This window comes from Halopseudomonas sp. (assembly GCF_038130085.1).
Classification (GTDB): domain Bacteria; phylum Pseudomonadota; class Gammaproteobacteria; order Pseudomonadales; family Pseudomonadaceae; genus Halopseudomonas.
Window position 1 is genome coordinate 41,532 of record NZ_JAYPMU010000009.1, and the last position, 24,077, is coordinate 65,608.

Annotated in this window: 20 protein-coding genes and 1 other RNA gene; 1 reads left to right on the top strand and 20 read right to left on the bottom strand. The window is 59.8% G+C overall.

The features are described 5' to 3' along the window. Positions 1–146: 146 nt before the first annotated feature. Positions 147–2,888 carry a preprotein translocase subunit SecA gene (gene secA / locus AAFM31_RS08760; protein WP_341707540.1) on the bottom strand — a complete coding sequence of 914 codons (2,742 nt, stop codon included), beginning with the start codon at positions 2,886–2,888 and terminating at the stop codon, positions 147–149. 169 nt (positions 2,889–3,057) lie between these two features. Then, the gene (locus AAFM31_RS08765) at positions 3,058–4,017 is read right to left on the bottom strand and encodes a M23 family metallopeptidase (protein ID WP_341707541.1); all 960 of its coding nucleotides are present in this window, start codon (positions 4,015–4,017) and stop codon (positions 3,058–3,060) included. A 77-nt stretch (positions 4,018–4,094) separates the two neighbouring features. Between AAFM31_RS08765 and AAFM31_RS08770 the strand changes: the two genes are divergently transcribed. Next, positions 4,095–4,556, top strand: coding sequence for a DUF721 domain-containing protein (locus AAFM31_RS08770; RefSeq protein ID WP_341707542.1), 462 nt, complete (start codon positions 4,095–4,097; stop codon positions 4,554–4,556). 94 nt (positions 4,557–4,650) lie between these two features. On the opposite strand, the gene lpxC is transcribed toward AAFM31_RS08770, so the two are convergent. The 18 genes from lpxC to rsmI all read right to left on the bottom strand — a co-directional run bounded on the left by lpxC (position 4,651) and on the right by rsmI (position 23,938). Next, a complete protein-coding gene (lpxC, locus tag AAFM31_RS08775) occupies positions 4,651–5,562 on the bottom strand; it encodes a UDP-3-O-acyl-N-acetylglucosamine deacetylase (protein WP_341707543.1) in 912 nt (303 codons plus the stop codon). A 111-nt stretch (positions 5,563–5,673) separates the two neighbouring features. After that, positions 5,674–6,846, bottom strand: coding sequence for a cell division protein FtsZ (gene ftsZ, locus AAFM31_RS08780; RefSeq protein WP_341707544.1), 1,173 nt, complete (start codon positions 6,844–6,846; stop codon positions 5,674–5,676). 90 nt (positions 6,847–6,936) lie between these two features. Further along, positions 6,937–8,169, bottom strand: a complete 1,233-nt coding sequence (ftsA, locus tag AAFM31_RS08785) for a cell division protein FtsA (protein WP_341707545.1) — start codon at positions 8,167–8,169, stop codon at positions 6,937–6,939. Positions 8,170–8,179: 10 nt separating this feature from the next. After that, complete coding sequence (locus tag AAFM31_RS08790; RefSeq protein WP_341707546.1) at positions 8,180–9,040, bottom strand: cell division protein FtsQ/DivIB; 861 nt, start codon at positions 9,038–9,040, stop codon at positions 8,180–8,182. A gap of 11 nt (positions 9,041–9,051) precedes the next feature. Next, complete coding sequence (locus AAFM31_RS08795; protein ID WP_341707547.1) at positions 9,052–9,969, bottom strand: D-alanine--D-alanine ligase; 918 nt, start codon at positions 9,967–9,969, stop codon at positions 9,052–9,054. Further along, positions 9,969–11,375: a UDP-N-acetylmuramate--L-alanine ligase gene (gene murC / locus AAFM31_RS08800; RefSeq protein ID WP_341707623.1), complete on the bottom strand. Its 1,407-nt coding sequence runs from the start codon at positions 11,373–11,375 to the stop codon at positions 9,969–9,971. Before murC ends, AAFM31_RS08795 begins: the two co-directional genes overlap by 1 nt. A 34-nt stretch (positions 11,376–11,409) precedes the next feature. Beyond that, entirely contained in the window at positions 11,410–12,483 is a 1,074-nt protein-coding gene (gene murG, locus AAFM31_RS08805; protein WP_341707548.1) for an undecaprenyldiphospho-muramoylpentapeptide beta-N-acetylglucosaminyltransferase, read from the bottom strand. Continuing rightward, entirely contained in the window at positions 12,476–13,651 is a 1,176-nt protein-coding gene (ftsW, locus tag AAFM31_RS08810) for a putative lipid II flippase FtsW (protein ID WP_341707549.1), read from the bottom strand. The genes murG and ftsW overlap by 8 nt, the downstream gene beginning before the upstream one ends. Next, positions 13,648–14,997, bottom strand: a complete 1,350-nt coding sequence (gene murD / locus AAFM31_RS08815) for a UDP-N-acetylmuramoyl-L-alanine--D-glutamate ligase (protein WP_341707550.1) — start codon at positions 14,995–14,997, stop codon at positions 13,648–13,650. The genes ftsW and murD overlap by 4 nt, the downstream gene beginning before the upstream one ends. Before the next feature lie 10 nt (positions 14,998–15,007). Beyond that, positions 15,008–16,090, bottom strand: coding sequence for a phospho-N-acetylmuramoyl-pentapeptide-transferase (gene mraY, locus AAFM31_RS08820; protein ID WP_341707551.1), 1,083 nt, complete (start codon positions 16,088–16,090; stop codon positions 15,008–15,010). A 1-nt stretch (position 16,091) separates the two neighbouring features. Beyond that, the gene (gene murF / locus AAFM31_RS08825; RefSeq protein ID WP_341707552.1) at positions 16,092–17,480 is read right to left on the bottom strand and encodes a UDP-N-acetylmuramoyl-tripeptide--D-alanyl-D-alanine ligase; all 1,389 of its coding nucleotides are present in this window, start codon (positions 17,478–17,480) and stop codon (positions 16,092–16,094) included. After that, positions 17,473–18,924, bottom strand: a complete 1,452-nt coding sequence (locus AAFM31_RS08830) for a UDP-N-acetylmuramoyl-L-alanyl-D-glutamate--2,6-diaminopimelate ligase (RefSeq protein ID WP_341707553.1) — start codon at positions 18,922–18,924, stop codon at positions 17,473–17,475. Before AAFM31_RS08830 ends, murF begins: the two co-directional genes overlap by 8 nt. After that, positions 18,921–20,666: a penicillin-binding protein 2 gene (locus tag AAFM31_RS08835; RefSeq protein ID WP_341707554.1), complete on the bottom strand. Its 1,746-nt coding sequence runs from the start codon at positions 20,664–20,666 to the stop codon at positions 18,921–18,923. Before AAFM31_RS08835 ends, AAFM31_RS08830 begins: the two co-directional genes overlap by 4 nt. Next, positions 20,663–20,968, bottom strand: a complete 306-nt coding sequence (gene ftsL / locus AAFM31_RS08840; RefSeq protein WP_341707555.1) for a cell division protein FtsL — start codon at positions 20,966–20,968, stop codon at positions 20,663–20,665. The genes AAFM31_RS08835 and ftsL overlap by 4 nt, the downstream gene beginning before the upstream one ends. After that, positions 20,968–21,906, bottom strand: coding sequence for a 16S rRNA (cytosine(1402)-N(4))-methyltransferase RsmH (rsmH, locus tag AAFM31_RS08845; RefSeq protein WP_341707556.1), 939 nt, complete (start codon positions 21,904–21,906; stop codon positions 20,968–20,970). The genes ftsL and rsmH overlap by 1 nt, the downstream gene beginning before the upstream one ends. After that, positions 21,903–22,358, bottom strand: coding sequence for a division/cell wall cluster transcriptional repressor MraZ (mraZ, locus tag AAFM31_RS08850; protein WP_341707557.1), 456 nt, complete (start codon positions 22,356–22,358; stop codon positions 21,903–21,905). Before mraZ ends, rsmH begins: the two co-directional genes overlap by 4 nt. Positions 22,359–22,656: 298 nt before the next feature. After that, positions 22,657–23,013, bottom strand: an RNA gene (gene rnpB, locus AAFM31_RS08855) — RNase P RNA component class A. 76 nt (positions 23,014–23,089) lie between these two features. Next, a complete protein-coding gene (rsmI, locus tag AAFM31_RS08860) occupies positions 23,090–23,938 on the bottom strand; it encodes a 16S rRNA (cytidine(1402)-2'-O)-methyltransferase (protein ID WP_371833027.1) in 849 nt (282 codons plus the stop codon). Between the last annotated feature and the right edge of the window lie 139 nt (positions 23,939–24,077).

A 24,077-nucleotide genomic window follows, 5' to 3' on the forward strand; every position in this document is an offset into this window, starting at 1 on the left:
AACAATGCAAAAGGGCCACCCCCGACAGGAATCTCATTAAACACACGAACTCGGTATAATACAACGCCACAAACACGTGTGGGGTTTTACGAATTTTCGTCAACCCCCACACCAACTCATTACAACTGCAAGGCTAGCAACCGGAATCAGCTGATCTGGCCGTGGCAGTGCTTGTACTTCTTGCCGGAGCCACATGGGCAGGCATCATTACGACCAACCTTGGGGCCTTCGCGCGTGACCGGCGCCGCGGCACCCGCCTGCTCTGGCTCACCTGCATCCTCGCCTGCAGCGTCCGCGACAGCATTCACCTCTTCATGCTTGAACTGCATGCGACGCTGCAACTCCTCAGCCTGACGACGCAGTCGCGCCTCTTCCTCGGCCGGATCCTCGCGGCGCACCTGCACATGACTGAGTACGCGAATGGTGTCGCGCTTGAGGGTTTCCAGCATTTCCTGGAACAGGTTGAAGGCTTCGCGCTTGTACTCCTGCTTCGGATTCTTCTGCGCATAGCCACGCAGGTGAATACCCTGACGCAGGTGGTCCATGGTTGCCAGGTGCTCTTTCCACAGGTCATCCAGCACACGCAACAGCATCTGTTTCTCGAAGGTACGCAGCGCTTCAGCGCCGGCCAGTTCTTCCTTCTCCCGGTAGGCAGCAACCAGCGCTTCAAGAACGCGCTCGGCCACGCCCTGCTCGCTCAGACGCTCGTCCTCGTCCAGCCATTGCTGAATGGTCAAATGCAAACCCAGCTCGGAAGCGATGCTTTGCTCCAAGCCAGCAACGTCCCATTGCTCCGGCAAGCTGCCAGCCGGCATATGCATGGCCACCAGATCATTTACGACGTCCTGGCGGATCGCGTTGATTGTCTCTTCAACGTTTTCACTAGCCAGAATGGAGTTGCGCTGGCCATAAATGACCTTACGCTGCTCGTTGGCTACATCATCGTATTCCAGCAGTTGCTTACGAATGTCGAAGTTGCGACCTTCGACCTTCCGCTGCGCCTTCTCGATAGCGTTGGTCACCATGCGGTGCTCAATGGCCTCACCCTTCTCCATGCCAAGCGCTTTCATGAAGTTCTTCACCCGGTCAGAGGCGAAGATGCGCATCAGGTTATCTTCCAGCGACAGATAGAAACGGCTGGAGCCCGGGTCACCCTGACGACCTGCGCGGCCACGCAGCTGATTGTCGATACGGCGAGACTCGTGACGCTCACAGGCAATAATGTGCAGGCCACCGGCCTCAAGCACCTGCTGATGACGCAACTGCCACTCGTCTTTGATCTGAGCGATCTGCTGCTCAGTCGGATTCTCCAACGCAGCAACTTCTGCTTCCCAGTTACCGCCCAGGATGATGTCAGTGCCGCGGCCAGCCATGTTGGTGGCGATGGTTACCGCGCCGGGACGACCGGCCTGCGCAACGATTTCGGCTTCCTTCTCGTGGAACTTGGCGTTCAGAACCTTGTGCGGCACTTTCTCGCGGGTCAGCAGATTGGCCACCACCTCGGACGATTCAATCGACGCCGTACCCACCAGCACCGGACGACCTTGCTCCATGCAGTGCTTGATGTCGGCAACGATGGCAGCAAACTTTTCCTCGATGCTGAGATAGACAAGGTCGTTGTAGTCCTTGCGCACCATCGGCTTGTTAGTAGGAATGACGAGCACGTCCAGACCATAAATCTGACGGAACTCGAACGCCTCGGTATCGGCCGTACCGGTCATACCGGACAGTTTCGGATACAGGCGGAAGTAGTTCTGGAAAGTGGTGGACGCCAGGGTTTGGCTCTCGGCCTGGATCTGCAGCCCTTCCTTTGCCTCGATAGCCTGATGCAGGCCCTCAGACAACCGACGACCGGGCATGGTACGGCCAGTATGCTCATCAACCAGCAGAACCTGATTGTTCTGCACGATGTACTCGACGTTGCGATGGAACAGCGTGTGTGCGCGCAGACCAGAGTGCACGTGATGCAAAAGACCGAGGTTCTGCGCGGCGTAGAGGCTGTCACCTTCGTTGAGCATGCCTTCACGCACCAGCAGCTCTTCAACAAACTGGTGCCCTTCTTCAGTCAGCTCGACCTGACGAGCCTTCTCATCGATCAGGTAATGACCTTCAACACCTTCCTCGCCTTCTTCGGCCAGTTTGCCGCGCTTGAGCAAGGGAATGAGTTTGTTGACGGTAGTGTAGAGGCGGGAACTATCTTCAGCAGGACCGGAAATGATCAGCGGCGTTCGCGCCTCGTCGATCAGGATCGAGTCGACCTCGTCGACTACGGCGAAGAAAGGCTCACGCTGAAACTTGTCCTCCAGGCGAAACGCCATGTTGTCGCGCAGGTAGTCGAAGCCAAGTTCATTGTTGGTGCTGTAGGTGATATCGCACTGGTAGGCAGCACGCTTTTGCTCCGGATCCTGCATCGGCACAACAACGCCGACACTCATCCCCAAGAACTCATACAGCGGACGCATGGTGTTGGCATCGCGATTGGCCAGGTAATCGTTCACGGTCACCACATGAACGCCTTTGCCGGCCAGCGCATTGAGGTACACCGGCAGCGTACCAACCAGCGTCTTACCCTCACCGGTCTTCATCTCGGCAATCTTGCCTTCGTGCAGCGCCATGCCACCGACCAACTGGACATCAAAGTGGCGCATACCCATCACACGCTTGCCGGCCTCGCGCACGACGGCGAAGGCTTCGGGCAGGAGCGCATCCAGAGTTTCGCCGCCAGCGAGGCGTTGCTTGAATTCGTCTGTTTTCGCCTTTAGCTGTTCATCACTCAGTGCATTCAAGCTTTCTTCGAGGGCATTGATCGCAGCGACAACCTTACCCATTCGCTTCAATTCACGGTCGTTCTTGCTTCCAAACAGCTTTCTCATTAACGGCGCAAACATAATCGACTTAGATATCCATGTGATGAGTGGCGTGTCCAGTCCCATGCTGCCGGACCAGCCCGAAAACGGCATTCTACTCTGATTTCTGCCGCACATTAAACCGCGCAGAGGGAACAGCCGCCAGCCGACAAGTACGTCGACCGACAACCTATATGAGGATCAAGAAGGGTTATTTCAACGCCAGGAAGCGAGCAGGATTGACCGCCATACCATTGCGGTAGACTTCAAGGTGAAGGTGCGGACCAGTTGAACGGCCGGTGGTACCAACTGCAGCGATTTCCTGCCCCTTCTGTACCAGGTCGCCTTTGCTGACATTCAGTGCGGATGCATGCGCATAGCGGCTCTTCAAGCCACCACCGTGATTGATCTCGACCATATTGCCATAGGCACCGTTACGCCCGGCAAAGGTAACAACTCCTGCACCCAACGCATGGATTGGCGTGCCACGCGGCGCGGCAAAGTCCAGACCGTTGTGCATCGACAGGCGCCCGGTGATCGGATCGGTACGGCGACCGAAGGTGGAAGACAAATGCCCCACGCTGACGGGTACGAAATCCAACATGGCATCGACATCGGTCTGGCGATTGACCATCAGGTCCTCGAGCAACTGCAGTTGCTGAGTGCGATTATCGACTCGAGCCGACAGCTGTTCTATCAACCCCTGCAAATCGGAGGGGGCTTCGAACGACAGATCATCATCACGCAGCTCCGGACCACCCACCCCCTTGTCTAGGTCAATACCAAAATCAAAGTCAGACTCGGCGCCAAAATCGAACTCGCCATCATTGAAGTCTGCCATCTCGGTCAGGCGCTCACCCAGCGCATCCAGTCGAGTCAGCCGCATCTGCAGACGGGCCAGCTGCTGGCTCATGCGCTCAATCTGCGCCTGGGTACCATCGTCCTCCGCCAGCGGATCAACGTCGTATTCCTGCAGCACTTGTTGCCACTGCGGCACACCCGAGTCATTGGCTGCCAAATCGGGCGCATTGCCAGCCATCATCTGCCAGGTAACCAAGGAGGCCACTAACGGCAGGGCCAGCAGCAGAGACACGCCAGCCACGACCCAAGGGGCACCCAGCGTGAGCGTTCGCGATGCGCCATTGCGCCCGGTGAGAATAATGATGTTCAAATAGCATCCCCAAACATTCTTGACGGCGGTTCTGATAGGATGACCGCTCCAACACACTCCTGGCTGGCAGCGAACCCATGGCATTCCATCCGCTGGACGCACGTCGACCAACCGACCTGATAAGGACCAGCAGCACACTCCGTGCCCTGCTGGAGAAGTCCCGTCAACTAGAACGCCTGCAAGCATTGTTCCAATCCCGCCTGGAACCAGCCGCACGGGAGCAATGCCGAGTTGCCTCTTTCGAGACCGGCGTACTGCGCCTGGTGGTGACCAGCAGTCAGTGGGCTACGCGAATGCGCTATCAGCAGAAAAGGCTGATTCGGGACCTGCAGACCTTCAACGAATTCGCCACCTTAACGAAAATTCATTGCAAGGTACAACCACCACTGGTCAAAAAATCACCACCCGTTCGCACTATCCGACGCTCAAAGGTCGCCAGCAGCACATTGCAGGAAACCGCCGAGCACGTCTGCGACCCGGCGCTCAAAGCTGCGCTTAATCGTCTGGCGCGGCATCACGGAGAGCCGGAAAGTCACTGATCCGGCACAGAAAGACAATTAGCGGAAATAAAAACGGCCGCCCGAAGGCGGCCGAAACAAGAAACGAAACGAGTAGTCTGTCAGCCGTCTGGAATCAGACCGCCGCAGCGGGACGCATGTAGGAGATTGGAGCGGTACCTGCGTCGTCGAAGGTAACCAGTTCCCACGCATCCTTGTTTGCCAATAGTGCACGCAGCAGCTTGTTGTTCAGCGCATGCCCCGATTTGTAGCCGCGGAACTCACCAACCAGACTTTTGCCCAGCAGATAAAGATCCCCAATGGCGTCCAGAATCTTGTGTTTGACGAACTCGTCTTCGTAACGAAGACCGTCCTCGTTCAACACCCGATACTCGTCCACCACAATGGCGTTATCGACACTGCCACCAAGCGCCAGGTTCTGCGAACGCAGGTACTCGATGTCGCGCATAAAACCGAACGTGCGTGCGCGACTGACTTCCTTCACAAAGGAAGTGCTCGAAAAGTCGACGCATGCCTGCTGGCTGCGACCACGGAAAACCGGGTGATCAAAGTCGATACCGAACGACACCTTAAAGCCCTCAAAGGGTACAAAGGTGGCAGTCTTACCATCTTCTTCAACCGTCACTTCCCGCTTGATACGAATAAATTGCTTGGCGGCATCCTGTTCTGCGATGCCCGCCGACTGAATGAGAAAGACAAAGGGACCAGCGCTGCCATCCATAATTGGCACTTCCGCCGCGCTCAGCTCGACATAGGCATTATCAATACCCAGACCCGCCATTGCCGACAGCAGATGCTCAACCGTATCTACTTTGGCGCCGTCCTTAATGAGGGTCGTCGACATGGTCGTCTCACCAACACACTCGGCACGCGCCGGGATCTCGACAACCGGGTCGAGATCCACGCGCCGGAACACGATCCCCGTGTCCACCGGTGCCGGCTTCAGTGTGAGGTAAACCTTCTCACCCGAATGCAGGCCCACACCTGTGGCCCGGATGACGTTCTTCAATGTGCGTTGTCTGATCATGCTTGCCTGCTTCCGCTCTGATTGCGAAAAACCCTCAGTAAACTGGCGTGCATCATAGCAAAGTCAGCTTTTGATGAATACCAATTACCCCTATGCCTTCAATTGACCAGCTCAATCAGCCTGACGGCGCAGGAATGCCGGAATATCCAGATAATCCAGATCGTCAGCCGGCTTGCTCAGCTGAGCAGCAGCACTGCCCGAGCCATGCTGGTTGCGCATGACGGTTGGGCGATCAAGGTCACGGTAGTTCGGCGCACCGGCTTCCGGCTGACGAGCGGCCTGAGCCGGGGCAGCGGCGGTGTTGTCCACGACCTTGACCGGCTTCTCACGCGCACCCAAGCCAGTAGCAACCACAGTGACACGCAGTTCGTCGCGCAGTTCCGGATCAATAACGGTACCAACAACCACTGTTGCGGTTTCAGAGGCAAACTCTTCGACCGTGCTACCAACCTCGGAGAACTCGCCCAGCGACAGATCAGGGCCTGCAGTAATGTTGACCAGAATGCCGCGAGCGCCCATCAGGTTGACGTCTTCCAGCAGCGGGCTGCGGATTGCTGCCTCGGCCGCTTCACGCGCACGGTTCGGACCACTGGCGTGACCGGTACCCATCATCGCCATACCCATTTCGCTCATGACAGTCTTCACGTCGGCGAAGTCGACGTTGATCATACCGGGACGCATGATCAGGTCAGCGATACCCTGCACTGCACCCAGCAATACGTCGTTAGCCTTGCTGAACGCGGCCAGGAGGCTGGCGTCTTTGCCCAGCACGGTCAGCAGCTTTTCATTCGGGATAGTGATCAGCGAGTCCACGTGCTGGCTCAGCTCACGGATACCCTCTTCAGCAACCTGCAGACGCTTGCGGCCTTCAAACGGGAACGGTTTGGTCACAACAGCAACGGTCAGGATGCCCATTTCACGAGCAACTTCCGCAACAATTGGCGCAGCACCGGTACCGGTACCACCACCCATGCCAGCAGTGATGAATACCATGTCGGAGCCCTGCAGCACTTCGGCGATGCGCTCACGATCTTCGATGGCTGCTTCACGACCGATCAGTGGGTTGGCACCGGCGCCCAGACCTTTGGTGACACCCGAGCCCAGTTGCAGCACGGTGCGCGCGCTGACGTTTTTCAGAGCTTGCGCGTCGGTATTGGCGCATATGAAATCGACGCCTTCGACATTGTTCACCACCATGTGCTGCAGCGCGTTGCCGCCACCACCGCCCACACCGACGACCTTGATTACTGCGTTCTGCGGAACGTTATCGATCAGTTCGAACATGGCCTTTCTCCTTGAATAGCTACTCGTATTTTTTCGTTTCGTTTACTGCTTAATGCCCGCTTTGGCGGGTCTAGTACTGCAACAGCGCAATCAGAAATTGCCCTGAAACCACTTCTTTACGCGCTCCAGCACCGGCGCCTTATTGCTCTCGCTCGGCTGGGAGCCGTGCTCACCGTGGTGCTTCATGCCGTAATGCAACAGACCCACGCCGGTGGCATAGATCGGGTTGCGCACCACATCGGTGAGTCCTTTGAATTCCTGCGGCATGCCGAGTCGAACCGGCATGTGGAAAATTTCTTCGGCTAGCTCGATAGCACCTTCCATCTTGGCGGTGCCACCCGTCATGACGATGCCGGCGGGAATCATGTCTTCGAACCCCGAGCGGCGCAGTTCTGCCTGAATCAGGGTGAACAGCTCGTCGTAGCGTGGCTCAACCACCTCGGCGAGAGCCTGACGTGACAGATCACGCGGCGGACGCTCACCCACGCTCGGCACCTTGATGGTTTCTTCCGGGCCAGCCAGTTTCGCCAGTGCACAGGCGTAACGAATTTTGATTTCTTCGGCGTACTGAGTCGGCGTACGCAGGGCCATGGCGATGTCGTTGGTGACCTGATCACCGGCAATCGGAATCACCGCTGTGTGGCGAATGGCGCCCTCGGTAAAGATGGCAATGTCAGTCGTGCCGCCACCGATATCCACCAGGCAGACGCCCAGCTCTTTTTCGTCTTCTGTCAGTACGGCGTAGCTGGAGGCCAGCTGCTCCAGAATGACGTCTTCGACTTCCAGGCCGCAGCGGCGAATACATTTTTCAATGTTCTGCACCGCATTCAGGGCGCAGGTCACCAAGTGCACCTTGGCTTCCAGGCGCACGCCCGACATACCCAGCGGCTCACGTACACCTTCCTGGTTATCGATCACATATTCCTGCGGCAGGATGTGCAGCACTTTCTGGTCAGCCGGAATCGCCACGGCCTGCCCCGCATCGAGTACCCGCTCGATATCGGCCTGCACGACTTCACGGTCGCGGATGGCGACGATACCGTTGGAGTTCAGGCTGCGAATGTGATTACCCGCAATACCGGCATAGACCGAGTGAATCTGGCAGCCGGCCATCAGCTCGGCCTCTTCGATCGCGCGCTGGATGGACTGCACCGTCGATTCGATGTTGACCACCACGCCCTTCTTGAGTCCGCGCGAGGGATGCGAGCCGATACCGACGATTTCTAGCTCGCCGTCCGCCCCGATCTCGCCGACCAGTGCGACGACCTTCGAGGTGCCGATATCCAGGCCCACAATCATTCTGCTGCCCTGCTTGCTTGCCATAGTCTTCCCGTTACTCCGCCGCTTTTTCGGCCTCGCCGGCATCACGCCAGGCGACAGCCATACTGTTGCTATAACGCAGGTCTACCCGCGCGATCAGCTCCCGACGATCGCTGAGCATCAGTTGCTCGATCGTCATGAACCGCTGCATCTTGTCTACCAAGTTGTCCCGCCCCAACAGCAATTCCATTCCGTCATCGGTGGTCAGGAACCAGCTGCCGCGATCACGTAGCTCGAGCTTGCTGACAACCATGCCCTGCGGGCGCAGCAGGCTGCTGAACTGCTGGTACTGGCGCATCACCTTGCGCTTGGAACGCTCCGGGCCGTTCAGCTGCGGCAAGTCGTTGAACCGGGCGATGTCCTGCGGTTCGAACGCTTTACCCTCGTTGTTCAGCAGCGCGCTTTCGCCCCAGCGCGCAACCGGCAGCTGCTCATCCAGGGCGATGACCAGCTTGTCCGGCCAGACCCGGCGAACGGACGCCTGCGCAACCCAAGGCATCGCCAGCAGGTCGTTGTGCAAGCCATCCAGGTCAATGCCCAGAAAGCTGTCATTCAGATAGGGCTGAATAACCTGCTGCACCGCATCACGGTCGATGTACTCCAGCTCACCCTCAACACTGATCAGCGCAATCGGTCGGTCAGCAAGCGGCATCAAGCGACTGCCCAGCTCGTACAGCCCCATCCCCAGAGCGACCAGCAGCAGCGGCCACAACACATGCTGCAGGCGCGTGCCGAAGCCACTCATATTCGGACGCGGCAGGCGCAGGCGCGGCAACTGCCGTGGTTGCGCAGGCGGCACGCGCACAGCGCCGCGCCCACCAGCCTTGCGGCGGGAGAGCGGTGCTGCGTTGCGTGTTTCGCGAATCGCCTGCATTGCGTTATCCGTCAGTTCAAGGTGCCGGCCAGAATGGCCAGTACCAGCGCATCAAATTCAAGCCCGGTAGCCTTGGCAGCCATCGGCACCAGGCTGTGGTCGGTCATTCCCGGCACGGTGTTCACTTCCAGCAGGTAAAAATGGCCCTGCTCGTCCTGCATCACGTCAACACGCCCCCAGCCCTTGCATCCCACGGCTTCGAATGCCTGCAAACTAAGCGCCTTGAGTTGCGCTTCCTGTTCTGCAGGCAAACCGCAAGGACACAGGTACTGAGTGTCATTGGCCTGATACTTGGCGTCGTAGTCGTAGAAGGTGTGTGGCGTGCGCAAACGGATCGGCGGCAGCGCCTGACCGTCCAGGATGGCGACAGTGAACTCGGCGCCGTGTACCCACTGTTCAACTAGAGCCTCATCGTCGTAGCTGCGTGCGCTTTCCCACGCGTCCTGCAACTGCTGCAGACTGTCGGCCTTGGCCATGCCAATGCTCGACCCTTCATGCAGCGGCTTGATGATCAGCGGCGTGCCTAACTGCTCGACTATCGCAGCGCATTGCTCAGCGCTGCGCAGCATCGCGTACTTCGGTGTCGGCAAGCCCAGGCTCTGCCAAATCTGCTTGGTGCGCAGTTTGTCCATACCTACCGCAGAAGCCATCACGCCGCTGCCGGTATAGGGAATCTGCAGACTCTCCAGCAGGCCCTGCAGACTGCCGTCTTCACCACCGCGGCCATGCAGCGCGATAAATACACGATCTGGTCGCTGACCCAGCAGTTGCTCTGCCAATGTTTCGTCAGCATCAATGCCATAGGCATCGACACCCGCGCCTTGCAGTGCAGCCAACACGGCCGCACCGGATTTCAGCGATACCGCACGCTCAGCGGACTTGCCGCCGTACAACACTGCTACACGCCCAAAGTCTGCAACATCGACCATCAGGCTTTACCCCCGGTATCACGCTTGCCCAGAGCGTCGGCCAACTGAACCGACAACCCACCAATATCACCTGCGCCTTGGGTCAACAGAATGTCGCCCGGCTGCAGTACCGCTTCCAGCAGCGGCATGACGTCAGCATCACGCTCGACATAAATCGGATCCAACTGGCCGCGCTGGCGAATGCTGCGGCACAGGTGCTTGCTGTCAGCGCCCGGAATAGGCTCTTCGCCAGCGGGATAAACTTCCATCAACAACAGCGCATTGGCCTCGCCCAGTACCTGCACGAAGTCCTCATAGAGATCGCGAGTGCGGCTGTAACGGTGCGGCTGGTAGAGCATGACCAGGCGGCGCTCTGGCCAGCCAGCACGCACGGCCTTGATGACCGCGGCGACTTCACGCGGGTGATGACCGTAGTCGTCAACCAGCATGACTTCGCCATTGTCCCAGCGGTAATTGCCCTGCACCTGAAAGCGGCGACCAACCCCCTGAAATCCAGCCAATCCCTCAACGATGGCACGATCGGAGACGCCTTCATCAGTCGCAACAGCGATGGTCGCCAACGAGTTCAGCACGTTGTGCACGCCCGGCATGTTGACCGAAACCTTGAGCGGCTCACGGCCGTCACGCAGCACGGTGAAGTAGGTCTGCATACCCTGCTGGTGGATATCCACCGCGCGAATATCAGCGTCCTCCGACTGACCGTAGGTAATCACCTGACGATTGATCTGCGGCAGGATCTCGCGCACTACCGGATCGTCGATGCACAGCACGGCCAGCCCGTAGAACGGCAGGTTGTGCAGAAACTCGACGAAGGTGCGCTTCAGTTTGTTGAAGTCACCCTCGTAGGTCGCCATGTGATCGGCGTCGATATTGGTGACGATGGCGACCATCGGCTGCAGATGCAGGAAGGACGCATCGCTTTCGTCCGCTTCGGCAACCAGATAGCGGCTTTCACCCAATTGGGCATTGGTCCCGGCGGCAGTCAACTTGCCGCCAATCACGAAGGTCGGGCTCAGACCGTCAGCCGCTAGCACAGAGGCGATCAGACTGGTGGTGGTGGTCTTGCCATGGGTCCCGGCAACCGCAATACCGTGGCGATAGCGCATCAGCTCAGCCAGCATTTCGGCGCGCGGCACGACCGGGATGCGGCGTTCGATGGCACCGGCTACTTCGGGGTTCTGCGGGTTGATCGCGCTGGACACAACCAGCACGTCGGCTTCCTGCACATTCTCTGCGCGGTGCCCGATATCAATACGTGCGCCAAAGGACTCCAGACGCTGGGTCACCGCCGAGCGCTTGAGGTCGGAGCCGGACACCTGATACCCCAGATTCAGCAGCACCTCAGCAATACCGCACATACCAACGCCGCCGATACCCACAAAGTGGATACTGCGGATGCGCCGCATCTCCGGCAGGGTAAACGTCGCCTGACTGCGCTTGTTAGTGCTCACGGGCTACCTCCAGACAGGCGCGTACCACATCGGCGGTCGCGTTCGGGGTGGCTTGTTCACGGGCTCGTTCGGCCATCTGTTGCAGCAGCTCCGGGTTATTCATGTAATTAGTAAGGGTGTTTGCCAGTTGCTCGTCGTCGAGCTGGCGCTGCGGCATCAAAACCGCAGCGCCGCGGTCAGCCAGATAGCGCGCATTGGCGGTCTGGTGGTCGTCAATCGCATGCGGCAACGGAATCAGCAGTGACGGGCGGCCAGCGGCGGCCAACTCACAGACAGTCAGCGCACCAGCACGGCAGATCACCAGATCAGCCCAGGCGTAGGCGCCTGCCATATCAGCGATGAACGCCTCCACTTCGGCGCGCACACCAGCCTGCTCGTAGGCTTCACGCGCCATAAGTAGATGCTGCTTACCGCACTGGTGCACCACCTGCGGACGCTGATTCGGTTCAATACGCGCAAGTGCTTTTGGCAGCAGATTATTCAGCGGCATCGCGCCCAGGCTGCCACCCAGTACCAGCAGGCGCAGCGGACGGCTGCCGTCCCAGCGCATTGCCGGCGTAGCAAAAATATCTTCACGCACCGGGTTGCCAGTGCTGCGACGGTTCTCACCATCGGCGAAACTGCCGGCAAAACCTTCACAGCGGCGCTTGGCGAACCGGGCGAGCAGGCGGTTGGTGGTCCCAACCACGGCGTTCTGCTCATGAATCACCAGCGGAATACGGCGCAGCCAGGCAGCCAAGCCACCGGGCCCGGTTACATAGCCACCAGCACCGAGAACGCAGACGGGCTTGAGATCAGCCAGCAGACGCAGCGACTGGCCCAGCGCGCGGACAATGCGGAACGGCGCCTTGAGCAGATCCAGCTTGCCCTTGCCCCGCAGCCCCTGAATATCGATGTAATGGATCGGGAAACCAGCCTGCGGCACCAGGTCCACCTCGATGCCGCGGCGCGTACCCAGCCAATGCACCTCATACCCCTGATCGCGCAGCATGCGAGCACAGGCCAGTGCAGGGAACACGTGTCCGCCGGTACCGCCAGCCATGACCAGAACCTTGTTACTCATTGGTCATCTCCTTGGCTGCCTGGCGGCGCTCCCAGTCGATCCGCAGCAGCAGACCGAGACAAACGCAGCACACCACCAACGAACTGCCACCGTAGCTGAGGAACGGCAGAGTCAGCCCTTTGGTCGGCAGCAGGCCGATGTTCACTCCGACGTTGATCAGAATCTGGCCGCACCACATGATCGCCAGACCGTAGGCAAGATACGCATGAAACAGCATGCCCTTCGCTTCAGCCGCGAGGCCTACATACAAGCCGCGCACTGCGACAAAGATCAGCAATGCGAAGGCGGCCAGTGCGCCGATCATGCCGAGCTCTTCAGCAAGTACCGCGAAGACGAAGTCGGTATGCGCCTCCGGCAGATAAAACTGTTTCTGGATGCTGTTGCCCAGACCGACACCAAACCATTCACCGCGACCGAACGCGATCAATGCCTGGGTCAGCTGATAACCGGTCCCGTATGGGTCTTGCCAAGGATCAAGGAAACCAGTGAGACGCTGCAGGCGATAGGGCTCAGCCCAGACGGCCAGTGCCGCCAGCGCACCCAGCGAACCGAACAGCAGCAGGAAGCGGAACAGGCCGACGCCACCGAGGAACAGCATTCCAGTGGCGGCGCCCATCAGTACAACGGTCGCACCAAAGTCAGGCTCAACGATAAGCAGGCAAGCCATCGGGCCCAACACCATGAAGGGCTTGATGAAGCCGAACCACTCTTCCTTCACTTCATCCTTGCGCTGGACCAGATAGCCAGCGAGGAAGACCACCGCAAACAGCTTTGCCAGCTCAGACGGCTGGACGTTGATCGGACCGACTGCAATCCAGCGCCAGCTGCCGTTAACCTCGCGACCGATGCCCGGGATCAGCACTGCCACCAGCCCGGCGAAACCCAGAAACAGCAGAAGAAAACGGAAACGCTCCCACACCGCCACCGGGACGGACAACGTCATGACCAGCGCAATCAGGCTCACCACCAGATAGATGATCTGGCGGTTCATATAGAACAGCGGGTTACCCAGGCGCCCGGCTGCTACCTCCATAGATGCGGAGGTCACCATCACCAGTCCCAGCGCAAGCAGAGCAACAGCGCCAACCAACAGCGGCAGATCCATGTCAAAGCGGCGGCTACCAATCAGCGGCGCAGCGGCGTCACGCAGGTTGAAGGTCAGGTTCATGCGCCCAGCCTCCCTACCGCTTCGGCAAACAGTCGGCCGCGCTCTTCGAAGTTACGGAACATATCGAGGCTCGCGCAGGCCGGCGACAGCAGTACCAGATCGCCCCGCTCAGCCAATGCTGCAGCGGCGGTAACCGCCTCTTCGATAGAAGCAACGCGAACCAACTGAGTCTGCGGGTCAAGCGCAGCGGCAATCAGCTCTGCATCGCGACCGATCAGCACGACGGCGCGGCAGTGCTCCGCGACCGGCTCGCGCAGCGAGGAAAAGTCTGCGCCCTTGCCGTCGCCACCGGCGATCAGCACCAATTTTCCGCTCATATCAGCAGCGAAGCCGTTGATGGCCGCGAGCGCGGCGCCGACGTTGGTAGCCTTGGAATCATCGAAGAACTCAACGCCGGCGTGGCTTCCTACCCACTGGCAACGGTGTGCTAATCCGGGAAAGGTTTTAAGCGCCTGCAGCATCGCGTCCATCGGCAGACCCGCAGCCTGACCCAGCGCCAGCGCAGCCAGGGCATTGGACTGATTGTGCGCACCGCGAATGCGCAGATCACTGACGGGCATCAGCGCGGAGAATTCATAGGCCAACCAGGTATGACCATCCTGCTCGAGCAGGCCGAAGCCCTTGAAGTCAGGGCGGGACAAACCAAAGGTCAGACACGGCAGCTGATCCGCAACCAGCGGACGAGACAGCGCGTCATCACGGTTGATCACCACCTGTTGCGCACCGCGAAAGATTCGGTGTTTGGCCATGTGATAGGCCGGCAGTCCGCTGTAGCGATCCATGTGGTCTTCGCTGACATTCAAGACCGTAGCGACCAACGCATTCAGCCGATCAGTGGTTTCCAGCTGGAAACTCGACAGTTCAAGCACATACAGCTCAGCATTGTGATCCAGCAGATCCAGCGCCGGCGTGCCCAGATTGCCACCAACGGCAACCTTCACGCCCGCGGCAGCGGCCATCTCTCCGACCAGCGTGGTCACAGTGCTCTTGGCATTGGAGCCGGTGATAGCCACGATCGGGGCCTTCGCCGCCCGCGCGAACAGTTCAATGTCGCCGACGATCGAGACGCCGGCCTTGGCCGCCGCCTGCAGCGCCGGAGTAGCCACCGCGATACCGGGGCTGACGATCAGCTCGTCAGCACTGCTCAGCAACTTTTCGTCCAGCTCGCCCAGATACAGGTCAGCCATCGGCGCGAAGCGCTTGAGTTGCTCCAGACCCGGCGGGTTCTGGCGGGTGTCGGCCACGGCAAAGGACAGGCCCTGGCCTGCCAGATAACGGGCGACCGAGAGCCCGCTGCTGCCGAGCCCGACGATGATCCGTTGTTTGTCCGTGGTAATCAGAGACACGCTCTGCTCCTCAACGCAGTTTCAGGGTGGCCAGACCGATCAGCACCAGTACCACGGTGATGATCCAGAAGCGCACGATCACGCGCGGCTCAGGCCAGCCCTTAAGTTCAAAGTGGTGGTGAATCGGTGCCATGCGGAACACCCGGCGACCGGTCAACTTGAACGACGCCACCTGCACGATGACCGACAGCGTCTCCACCACAAAAATGCCGCCCATGATGAACAGCACAATTTCCTGCCGCACGATGACGGCAATCACACCCAGTGCGGCGCCCAGCGCCAGCGCACCCACGTCGCCCATGAAGACCTGAGCCGGATAGGTGTTGAACCAGAGAAAGCCGAGACCGGCACCCAGCAGCGCGCCACAGAAGATGATCAGCTCACCAGCGCCCGGCACATAGGGAATCAGCAGGTACTCGGCGAACTTGGCGTTACCCGACAGGTAGGCAAAGATGCCCAGCGCGCCGCCAACCATGACCGTCGGCATGATCGCCAGCCCGTCCAGGCCATCGGTCAGGTTGACCGCGTTACTGGAGCCGACGATGACGAAGTAGGTCAGCACAACGAACATTACGCCCAGCTGGAACTCGACCTGCTTGAAGAACGGCACGATCAGGGTGGTCTCGACCGGCGTTTTGGCTGCCATGTACAGCACAACGGCTGCCGCCAGACCGAACACCGACTGCCAGAAGTACTTCCAGCGAGACGGCAGGCCGCGGGAGTTCTTCTCGATCACCTTGCGATAGTCGTCGACCCAGCCAACCGCACCAAAGCTGAAGGTCACGCCCAGCACCACCCAGACGTAGAGATTGCTCAGGTCAGCCCACAGCAGGGTACTGACACCAATGGCAACCAGAATCAGCGCGCCGCCCATGGTCGGTGTGCCCTTCTTCGACAGGTGCGACTGCGGGCCGTCGTTGCGCACAGCCTGTCCGATCTGACGAATTTGCAGGGTGCGAATCATCCACGGACCCAGGAACAGCGCCATCGCCAGCGCAGTCAACACACCCAGGATGCCGCGCAGCGTGAGGTACTGGAACACGGCAAAGCCGGAGTAGTACTGCTGTAGGTATTCGGCGAGTAAAAGCAACATGTCAGCTGGCCCCGTTATCGTTTTCGTGCGTGTCAGCCGGGGCCAGAAGGCCGGCGACCACTACATCCATGCCCGCACTACGCGAGCCTTTGACCAACACGCGTGTGTTGGCATCCAGATCCTGTTTGATGGCAACGATCAGCGCCTCGCGACTATCGAAGAGACGACCGTTGGCGCCGAATGCTTCTACCGCCAGCGCCGAGAGGCGGCCGGTTGCATACACACCGTCGAGTCCTTGCTCTCGCGCATGCACGCCGACATCGCGGTGACTTTGCTTGGCCCACTCGCCAAGCTCCCCCATATCACCGAGGACCAGAAGACGACGCCCTGCCAGACCGGCGAGTACATCAATCGCCGCTTTGACCGAAGCCGGATTGGCGTTGTAGGCATCATCAATGATCTGCGCACCTGCAATGCCGGTGCGCCAGTTACCACGGCCATCGACCGGGGCCAGAGCGGCCAGACCACGGGCAATTGCGTCCAAATCGGCACCAGCGGCGAGCGCCGCACCGGCTGCAGCGAGGGCATTGGCAATGTTGTGTTCGCCGCGCAGCTGCAGGCTGACGGCGACTGTGCCCGCAGGCGTTACCAGGGAAAAGTGCGGGCAACCTGCTTCATCGATTTCAACTGTTTCAGCGCGCAGCTGCGCGGTGGGATTTTTCATGCTGAACGAGCAGGCGGTGCGACGGCTGCCGAGCAGCTGATACCACTGTTCAAACCACGGGCTGTCCAGATTGAGAATCGCCTGACCGCCGTCAGGCAATGCGCTGACGATCTCGCCCTTGGCCTTGGCGATGCTTTCCGGGCTGCCGAAGCGACCAACATGCGCCATACCAGCGTTGGTCAGCACACTGATCTGCGGCTTGACCAACCCCATGGTGTAATTGATGTCGCCGATCTGAGCCGCGCCCATCTCGATCACGGCAAAGCGGTGTTCGGCGGTAAGTTGCAGCAGCGTCAGCGGCACGCCGAGTTCGTTGTTCAGGTTGCCCTGGGTCGCCAATACCGGACCGCACTCGCGCAGAATGGCTGCGAGCATTTCCTTGACGGTGGTCTTGCCGCTAGAGCCGGTAATGCCAACCACGGTGCCGCTGAACTGCTCGCGCACCAGCGCGCCCAATTGGCCCAGTGCCAACTGACAGTCATGCACCAGCAACTGGGGCAGGTCGTCATCGACAAGGTATTCCACCATCGCAGCGGCCGCGCCGTTTTCGCGGGCTTGAGCGACAAAGTCGTGACCGTTGCTGCGGCTTCCGGGCAAGGCGACGAACAAGCCGCCCTTGGCAACCTTGCGCGCATCAATGCTGACGCTGTCGAAGTGGGTGTCTACGCCGTTAAGCGTGGCGGCCAGAGGCTTGAGCAGATCGGACAGGCGCAGTGCATCAAGCATGAGCGACCTCCCACTGCTGCAGCGCGAGGCTGGCTTGTTCAATATCACTGAAGGGGTGACGCACGCCGTCAATCTCCTGGTAATTCTCGTGACCCTTACCGGCGAGCAGAATCACATCGCCGGGCTGCGCTGCCGCTATCGTCTTGGCGATGGCTTGCGCACGGTTGGGTATGACGGTCAACGCCTGCGGGTGTTCCGCACCTTGGCAAATTTGTTCAATGATCTGTGACGACGACTCGGTTCTGGGGTTGTCATCGGTCACAACCACCGCCTGAGCGTGCTGCTCAGCGACCCGCGCCATCATCGGGCGCTTGCCGTTATCACGGTCGCCACCACAACCGAACACACAGATGACGCGCCCCGCCGCATGCTGATGCAGCGCAGTCAACGCTTTCTCCAGCGCATCCGGGGTATGTGCGTAATCGACGACGACCAGGGGCAGATCACCGCCACCCAGTCGTTGCATGCGTCCAGCCGGTGGCTGCAGCTGCGCGATCCGCTCAAGCGCTGCATCCATCTCCACGCCGAGTGCCAGCAAACTGCCGAGCACGGCCAGCAGATTGCTCATATTGAAGCTGCCCAGCAGCGAGCTGCGCAGCGCGAACGAGCGCCCTTCTACCTGCACCTGGGCACTCAGCCCCAGGCTGTCGCACACCAGCTCGCTGCAATAAATCGCAGCAGCCGGGTCAGTCAGACTGAAACCCATCACCGGCGCCGCGCAGCGCGCCGCCAACTGACGCCCGAACGGGTCATCCAGATTAATAACTGCCGCCTTCAGCTCGCGCTGGAACAACTTGGCCTTAGCATCGCCATAGGCAGCCATCGTGCCGTGGTAGTCCAGATGGTCGCGGCTCAGGTTGGTGAACACAGCGACCTCAAACCGCACCGCCTCAACGCGATGCTGGTCCAGCGCATGCGAAGACACCTCCATAGCCACATGGGTCGCACCCTGATCGCGCATGGTGGCGAGATGGCGCTGGACGGCAACCGCACTCGGCGTGGTCATACCGTGATCAATGAGCGCCCCGGCCAAACCGCTGCCGAGGGTCCCGATCACGCCACAGCTGTAACCCAAACGGTCCAACGCCTGGGCCAGCATCTGGCTGATGCTGGTCTTGCCATTGGTGCCGGTGATGCCGATCACTTTCATGGCCGCGCTAGGTTGACCATAAAAGGTGTCGCCCAAAGCAGATACCTGTTCGGCCAGGTTCGACACCTGAACAACGGGGACGCCGATGGAACCAGCGATACCCACCTTCGGCTCGCACGCAACAGCCGCAGCGCCTGCAGCAACGGCTTGCGCAATGAAGTCACGGCCATCGTGACGCAGGCCCGGGAAGGCAAGGAAGAGATCGCCAGCCGCGACACCGCGGCTATCCATCGTCAGGTTGCGAATTTCAACATCGGCAGGCTGCGCCGCCGGGAACAGTTGAGACAACTTCATCTCTGCTCCCCCGCTGACGCGACAGCCGGCAGTGCAGGCTGATCAAGCGATGCCAGGTTATCCGGCGCGACATTCATCAGACGCAGCGCGTTGGACATCAAGCCACCGAACACCGGCGCAGCGACCAAACCACCGTAGTAACCGCCGTTGCTGGGCTCGTCGATCACCACCGCGATAGCAATGCGCGGGTCAGTGCTCGGACCAAAGCCAGCGAAAAGTGAACGATAGGAGTCTTCCTGATAACCCTTGCTGGACGTGCTGGCTTTGCGCGCAGTACCGCTCTTGCCGGATACGTGGTAACCCGGAACACGTGCGCGGAAGGTGCCTCCCTCAGCCTCAATGACGTTCTGCAGCATGCCCTGAACCATGCGAGTGGCGTCTTCGGGCAGCACTTGCTCTGCATCGGGATCACCTTCAACCCGCAACAGCGACATAGGCACCTTACGGCCGTCGTTGGCCAGAATGGCGTAGGCCTGAGCCAACTGCACCGCAGTAACGGACAGACCATAACCGTAAGAAAGAGCAGCGGTTTCAGCCGAGCGCCAGGTACGGTAAGTAGGCAGCTTGCCGACGCTTTCACCGGGGAAGCCAACACCGGTGTACTCACCCAGACCCACCGCCGCCATGGCGTCATGGACGACCTCACCGCCGATATCCAGCGCCACCTTACTCATACCGACGTTACTGGACTTGAGCAGGATGCCCGCCAGGTCGAGCACGCCACCCGGCGCACGTGACACGTCGCGGATCGTGTATTGGCCGATACGCAGGGTACCGGGATAGACGTTCACCTGATCACTCGGCTTCCAGCGACCGGTCGCCAGCGCAGCGGTCATGGAAATCGGTTTCATGGTCGAGCCCGGTTCGAACACATCGATCATGGCCCGATTGCGCATCATGCTCGGCTGCAGGTGCGAGCGATTGTTCGGGTTGTAGGACGGCTGGTTAACCATCGCCAGCACTTCACCGGTGTGCACATCAAGCATCACGACCGACCCAGCCTTGGCGCCAAACTCTTGCATGCCTTCACGCAGCTGGCGGTGGGCCAGATACTGCAGGCGCAGGTCAATCGACAAGCGCAGGTCGTTGCCCGGGCGGGCGTTACTGATGACCTGCACGTCCTTGATCAGGCGGCCACGGCGATCTTGCAGCACCTGACGCTTGCCGGGCACACCCTGCAGCCACTGGTCATAGGCCAGCTCAAGACCTTCCTGACCCTGCTCGTCGACATTGGTAAAGCCGACCAGGTGCGCCGCCACTTCACCGGCCGGGTAGAAGCGACGATATTCCTCGATGCTGTATACACCGTGCACCTTGAGCGCCATCACCGCCTCACCATCAGCTGGCGTCATGCGGCGACGCAAATAGATGAACTCTTTGTCGGCATTGGCCTTCAGACGCTCGCTGAAGGTTGCCAGATCAGTGCCCAGCGTACGAGCAAGTTCAGGCCAGTGCGACTGCTGATCAATCAGCTGCGACGGGTTGGCCCAGATAGTCAGCACCGGCGTACTGATCGCCAGCGGCTCGCCGTTGCGATCAGTGATTTGTCCACGGTGCGCGGGAATCGGCACGTGACGCACACTGCGCTTGTCGCCTTGGTCACGCAGGAAGCCTTCATCCAGCACATGCAGTGCGGCGATGCGCCAGGCAACCGCGACGCAGCACAGCCCCAGCAACCCGATCACCAGGCGGAACCGCCAGGGATAGAGGCTGCCATTGGGCTTGAGCGCGAATTTCTTCATCGTTTCACCAGAATCACGTCGCTGGGCTCGGGCACATGCATGCCGAGCTGCTCGGTAGCGATACGTTCGATTCGGCTATAGGCCGTCCAAGTGCTCTGCTCCAGCACCAGTCGCCCCCACTCGGCCTGCGCCTTTTCCCGCACGTCCATCTCGGTCGCCAACTCATTGAGCAGTTGGCGACTCCAATGGGCGCTGAAGGACACTGCCAGCGCGCTGGCAACGCCCAGCACGAATACCAGCGTCAACCAGCCGCTGCCAGCTGGCAGACCGGAACGCTTGGGCAGTTGCGCAGGCGCGTTCATCAACGCTTCTCCGCAATCCGCAGCACAGCGCTGCGAGCACGTGGGTTTGCATCAATCTCGGCAGCGCTCGGCTTGATCGCCTTGCCCACCAGGTTGATGGAAACCGGGATATCGATGTCACGAATCGGCAGGTCACGCGGAATAGGCGCACCCTTCGCTTCACGACGCATGAACTGTTTGACCATGCGATCTTCCAGCGAATGGAAGCTGATCACGGCCAAGCGACCGGCCGGTGCCAGGACGTCAAGCGCAGCACGCAAGCCATCAGCCAGATCATCCAGCTCACGATTAATAAAGATACGAATACCTTGAAACGCGCGCGTCGCAGGATGCTTGCCCTTCTCCCAGGCGGGGTTGGCTTCCTTGATCACCGCGGCCAGATCGCCGGTGCGGGTAAACGGCTGCTCGGCACGACGGGTAACTACCGCACGCGCCATGCGTTTGGAAAAGCGCTCCTCGCCATACTCTTTCAGCACGGTGGCGATGTCGGCCTCGCTGGCGCTGTTGACCCACTCCGCCGCGCTCTGGCCGGCGCCGGGATTCATGCGCATATCAAGCGGGCCGTCGTTCAGAAAGCTGAAGCCGCGAGTAGGGTCATCCAGTTGTGGCGACGACACCCCCAGATCAAGCAGAACACCGCTGATACGCCCGTGCAGACCGCGCGCACGCATTTCGTCGGCCATCTCGGCAAAGGACCGCTGCACAACGACAAAGCGGCCGTCTTCGGCCGCCAGTTGTTCGCCAGCCCGGATGGCTTCCGGATCTTTGTCAAAGGCAATCAGCCTTCCCTCTGGCCCCAGTCGCGCGAGCAACGCTCGACTATGCCCCCCACGCCCGAAGGTACCGTCGATATAGATGCCGTCAGGCTGGATGGCGAGCGCATCAAGCGCTTCGTTCAGCAAGACGCTGATATGGGAAAAATTAGACACAGTACTCACAGGCTCAGCGAGTGCAGTTCGGCCGGCAGCTCGCCAGCCTCCTGCGACTCGTCCAGGTAGGCGGAAGTGGTGGCAGTCCAGGCATCTTCACTCCAGAGCTCGAACTTGCCGATTTGACCGACCAGCATCACCTTCTTATCCAGCCCGGCGTATTCACGCAGCAGCGGCGGAACGACAAAGCGACCGGCGCCATCCAGCTCGAGCTCGAAGGCATTACCGATCAGCAGTCGTTGCAGACGTTTAACCGCAGGATTCATGTTGGGCGCTTGACGCAGCTTGGCTTCAACGGCCTCCCATTCGTGCAGGGGGTAGATCCACAAACAACGGTCTTCCAGCGCGATCGTCACCACCAATTGCCCAGCACAAGACTCCAACAGACGATCACGATAGCGCGCAGGCATCGCGAGTCGCCCTTTGGCGTCGAGGTTGATGGCATTGGCTCCACGAAACACGTCGTTGTCCTTCCCCTAGATCATTGGCCGGAGCTCGCCAAAAATTCCCACTCCGCCCCACATATCACCACTTTGCGACACTATAGAAATGCACCTATACAGCGTCAAGAGCCGCACACAGGAAAAAAACCTTGCGTAGCAGTGGTTTAGCGCGTTTTACCGGGAATATGGATGCAAAAGAGGAATACTTGAACGGGTAAAAAACAGACAAAGCAAAAACATCGCCCCGTAACTTAAAGTGAATTATGAGGAGTAAGATTTTTTTGCTCTAAGAAGGTGACGCTCATAAAGGAAGGAAAATAAGAGTTGGCCTGTAAGCCGGGTTCTGTCGAGGACAGTCATTCCTCTGGGATCGCCATCACTGACGACCTCTAGCAACCTACCCGAATCCAGTGCGGGCCACACCGACGGATTCCTATTTGGTCTTGCTCCAAGTGGGGTTTACCACGCCACAGACTGTTACCAGCTGCGCGGTGCGCTCTTACCGCACCTTTTCACCCTTACCGGCGCTTACGCGCTTAGGCGGTTTGCTTTCTGCTGCACTTTCCGTAGGCTCGCGCCTCCCAGGCGTTACCTGGCACTTTGCCCTGTGGAGCCCGGACTTTCCTCCATGACACCGCTTGCGCGACATCACAGCGACTGCCCAGCCAACTCTTGGCGGCAAGATTAACGACCGCGGCGATGCAGAGCAAGCATTGCCTTGCATCAGCCGCAAACAACCGACGAGCAGCCTACTCCCCAGTTCGCTCCAGCGCGATCTGATACAGCAAATTCTTGCGCACGCCGGTGATTTCCGACGCAAGCTTCGCTGCCCGCTTGACTGGCATTTCCGCCAGCAGCAAATCAAGCACCCTCAGCGCCTCGTCTCCCACCGCGTCGGCATCCGGCTGCGGCGCCCCTTCGACCACCAGTACACACTCGCCCCGCTGCTGATCGGAATCAGCCGCCACCCAGGCAACCAGTTCCGCCAGCGGCGCCGCATGCAGGGTCTCAAACGTCTTGGTTAGCTCACGGGCCAGCAGCACGCGACGCTCATTGCCCAGCACCTGCTGCATATCCTGCAAACACTCAAGCAGGCGGTGCGGCGCCTCGTAGATCATCCAGGTCCTATCCTCCGCCGCCATTGACTGCAGACGCTGGCGGCGCCCATGCGCTTTGGCCGGCAGGAAGCCTTCAAAGGCAAAGCGATCCGACGGCATGCCCGCCGCACTCAATGCCGCAATCAACGCACAGGCACCTGGAACCGGTGACACCTTGACCCCCGCTTCTCGCGCCTGGCGCACCAAGTGATAGCCCGGATCAGATATGAGCGGCGTGCCTGCATCAGAAATCAAGGCAATATCGTCGCCGGCCAGCAGCCGCTCCACCAACCGCTCGCCCTTCCCACGCTCATTGTGATCGTGACACGCCGTCATGGGTGTGCCGATACCAAAGTGCTGCATCAGCCGGGCGCTGTGCCTGGTATCCTCGGCAGCGATCAGTTGCACATCCTTGAGCACCTGCAGTGCGCGAGGACTCATGTCCTGAAGATTACCGATTGGCGTAGCCACCACAAAAAGAGTGCCAGCGAGTGTGGTCATGGGAATTCCTGAGTGCAATTTGTGACGCATTGTACAGCAGCCACCCCGGTGACGCTGAGCACCTTGGAGATTGGCCTCCCGCTTAGGTACAATGCCGCACTCAACCCGCCGGTTTCCAACCACTCGCCCCGCACGTAAG

Bases quoted from the DNA above. Each gene is read 5' to 3' on its own strand.
- secA (WP_341707540.1), bottom strand. From the start codon at position 2,888: ATGTTTGCGCCGTTAATGAGAAAGCTGTTTGGAAGCAAGAACGACCGT.
- AAFM31_RS08770 (WP_341707542.1), top strand. From the start codon at position 4,095: ATGGCATTCCATCCGCTGGACGCACGTCGACCAACCGACCTGATAAGG.
- lpxC (WP_341707543.1), bottom strand. From the start codon at position 5,562: ATGATCAGACAACGCACATTGAAGAACGTCATCCGGGCCACAGGTGTG.
- ftsZ (WP_341707544.1), bottom strand. From the start codon at position 6,846: ATGTTCGAACTGATCGATAACGTTCCGCAGAACGCAGTAATCAAGGTC.
- ftsA (WP_341707545.1), bottom strand. From the start codon at position 8,169: ATGGCAAGCAAGCAGGGCAGCAGAATGATTGTGGGCCTGGATATCGGC.
- AAFM31_RS08790 (WP_341707546.1), bottom strand. From the start codon at position 9,040: ATGCAGGCGATTCGCGAAACACGCAACGCAGCACCGCTCTCCCGCCGC.
- AAFM31_RS08795 (WP_341707547.1), bottom strand. From the start codon at position 9,969: ATGGTCGATGTTGCAGACTTTGGGCGTGTAGCAGTGTTGTACGGCGGC.
- murC (WP_341707623.1), bottom strand. From the start codon at position 11,375: ATGCGGCGCATCCGCAGTATCCACTTTGTGGGTATCGGCGGCGTTGGT.
- murG (WP_341707548.1), bottom strand. From the start codon at position 12,483: ATGAGTAACAAGGTTCTGGTCATGGCTGGCGGTACCGGCGGACACGTG.
- ftsW (WP_341707549.1), bottom strand. From the start codon at position 13,651: ATGAACCTGACCTTCAACCTGCGTGACGCCGCTGCGCCGCTGATTGGT.
- mraY (WP_341707551.1), bottom strand. From the start codon at position 16,090: ATGTTGCTTTTACTCGCCGAATACCTACAGCAGTACTACTCCGGCTTT.
- murF (WP_341707552.1), bottom strand. From the start codon at position 17,480: ATGCTTGATGCACTGCGCCTGTCCGATCTGCTCAAGCCTCTGGCCGCC.
- AAFM31_RS08830 (WP_341707553.1), bottom strand. From the start codon at position 18,924: ATGAAGTTGTCTCAACTGTTCCCGGCGGCGCAGCCTGCCGATGTTGAA.
- AAFM31_RS08835 (WP_341707554.1), bottom strand. From the start codon at position 20,666: ATGAAGAAATTCGCGCTCAAGCCCAATGGCAGCCTCTATCCCTGGCGG.
- ftsL (WP_341707555.1), bottom strand. From the start codon at position 20,968: ATGAACGCGCCTGCGCAACTGCCCAAGCGTTCCGGTCTGCCAGCTGGC.
- rsmI (WP_371833027.1), bottom strand. From the start codon at position 23,938: ATGACCACACTCGCTGGCACTCTTTTTGTGGTGGCTACGCCAATCGGT.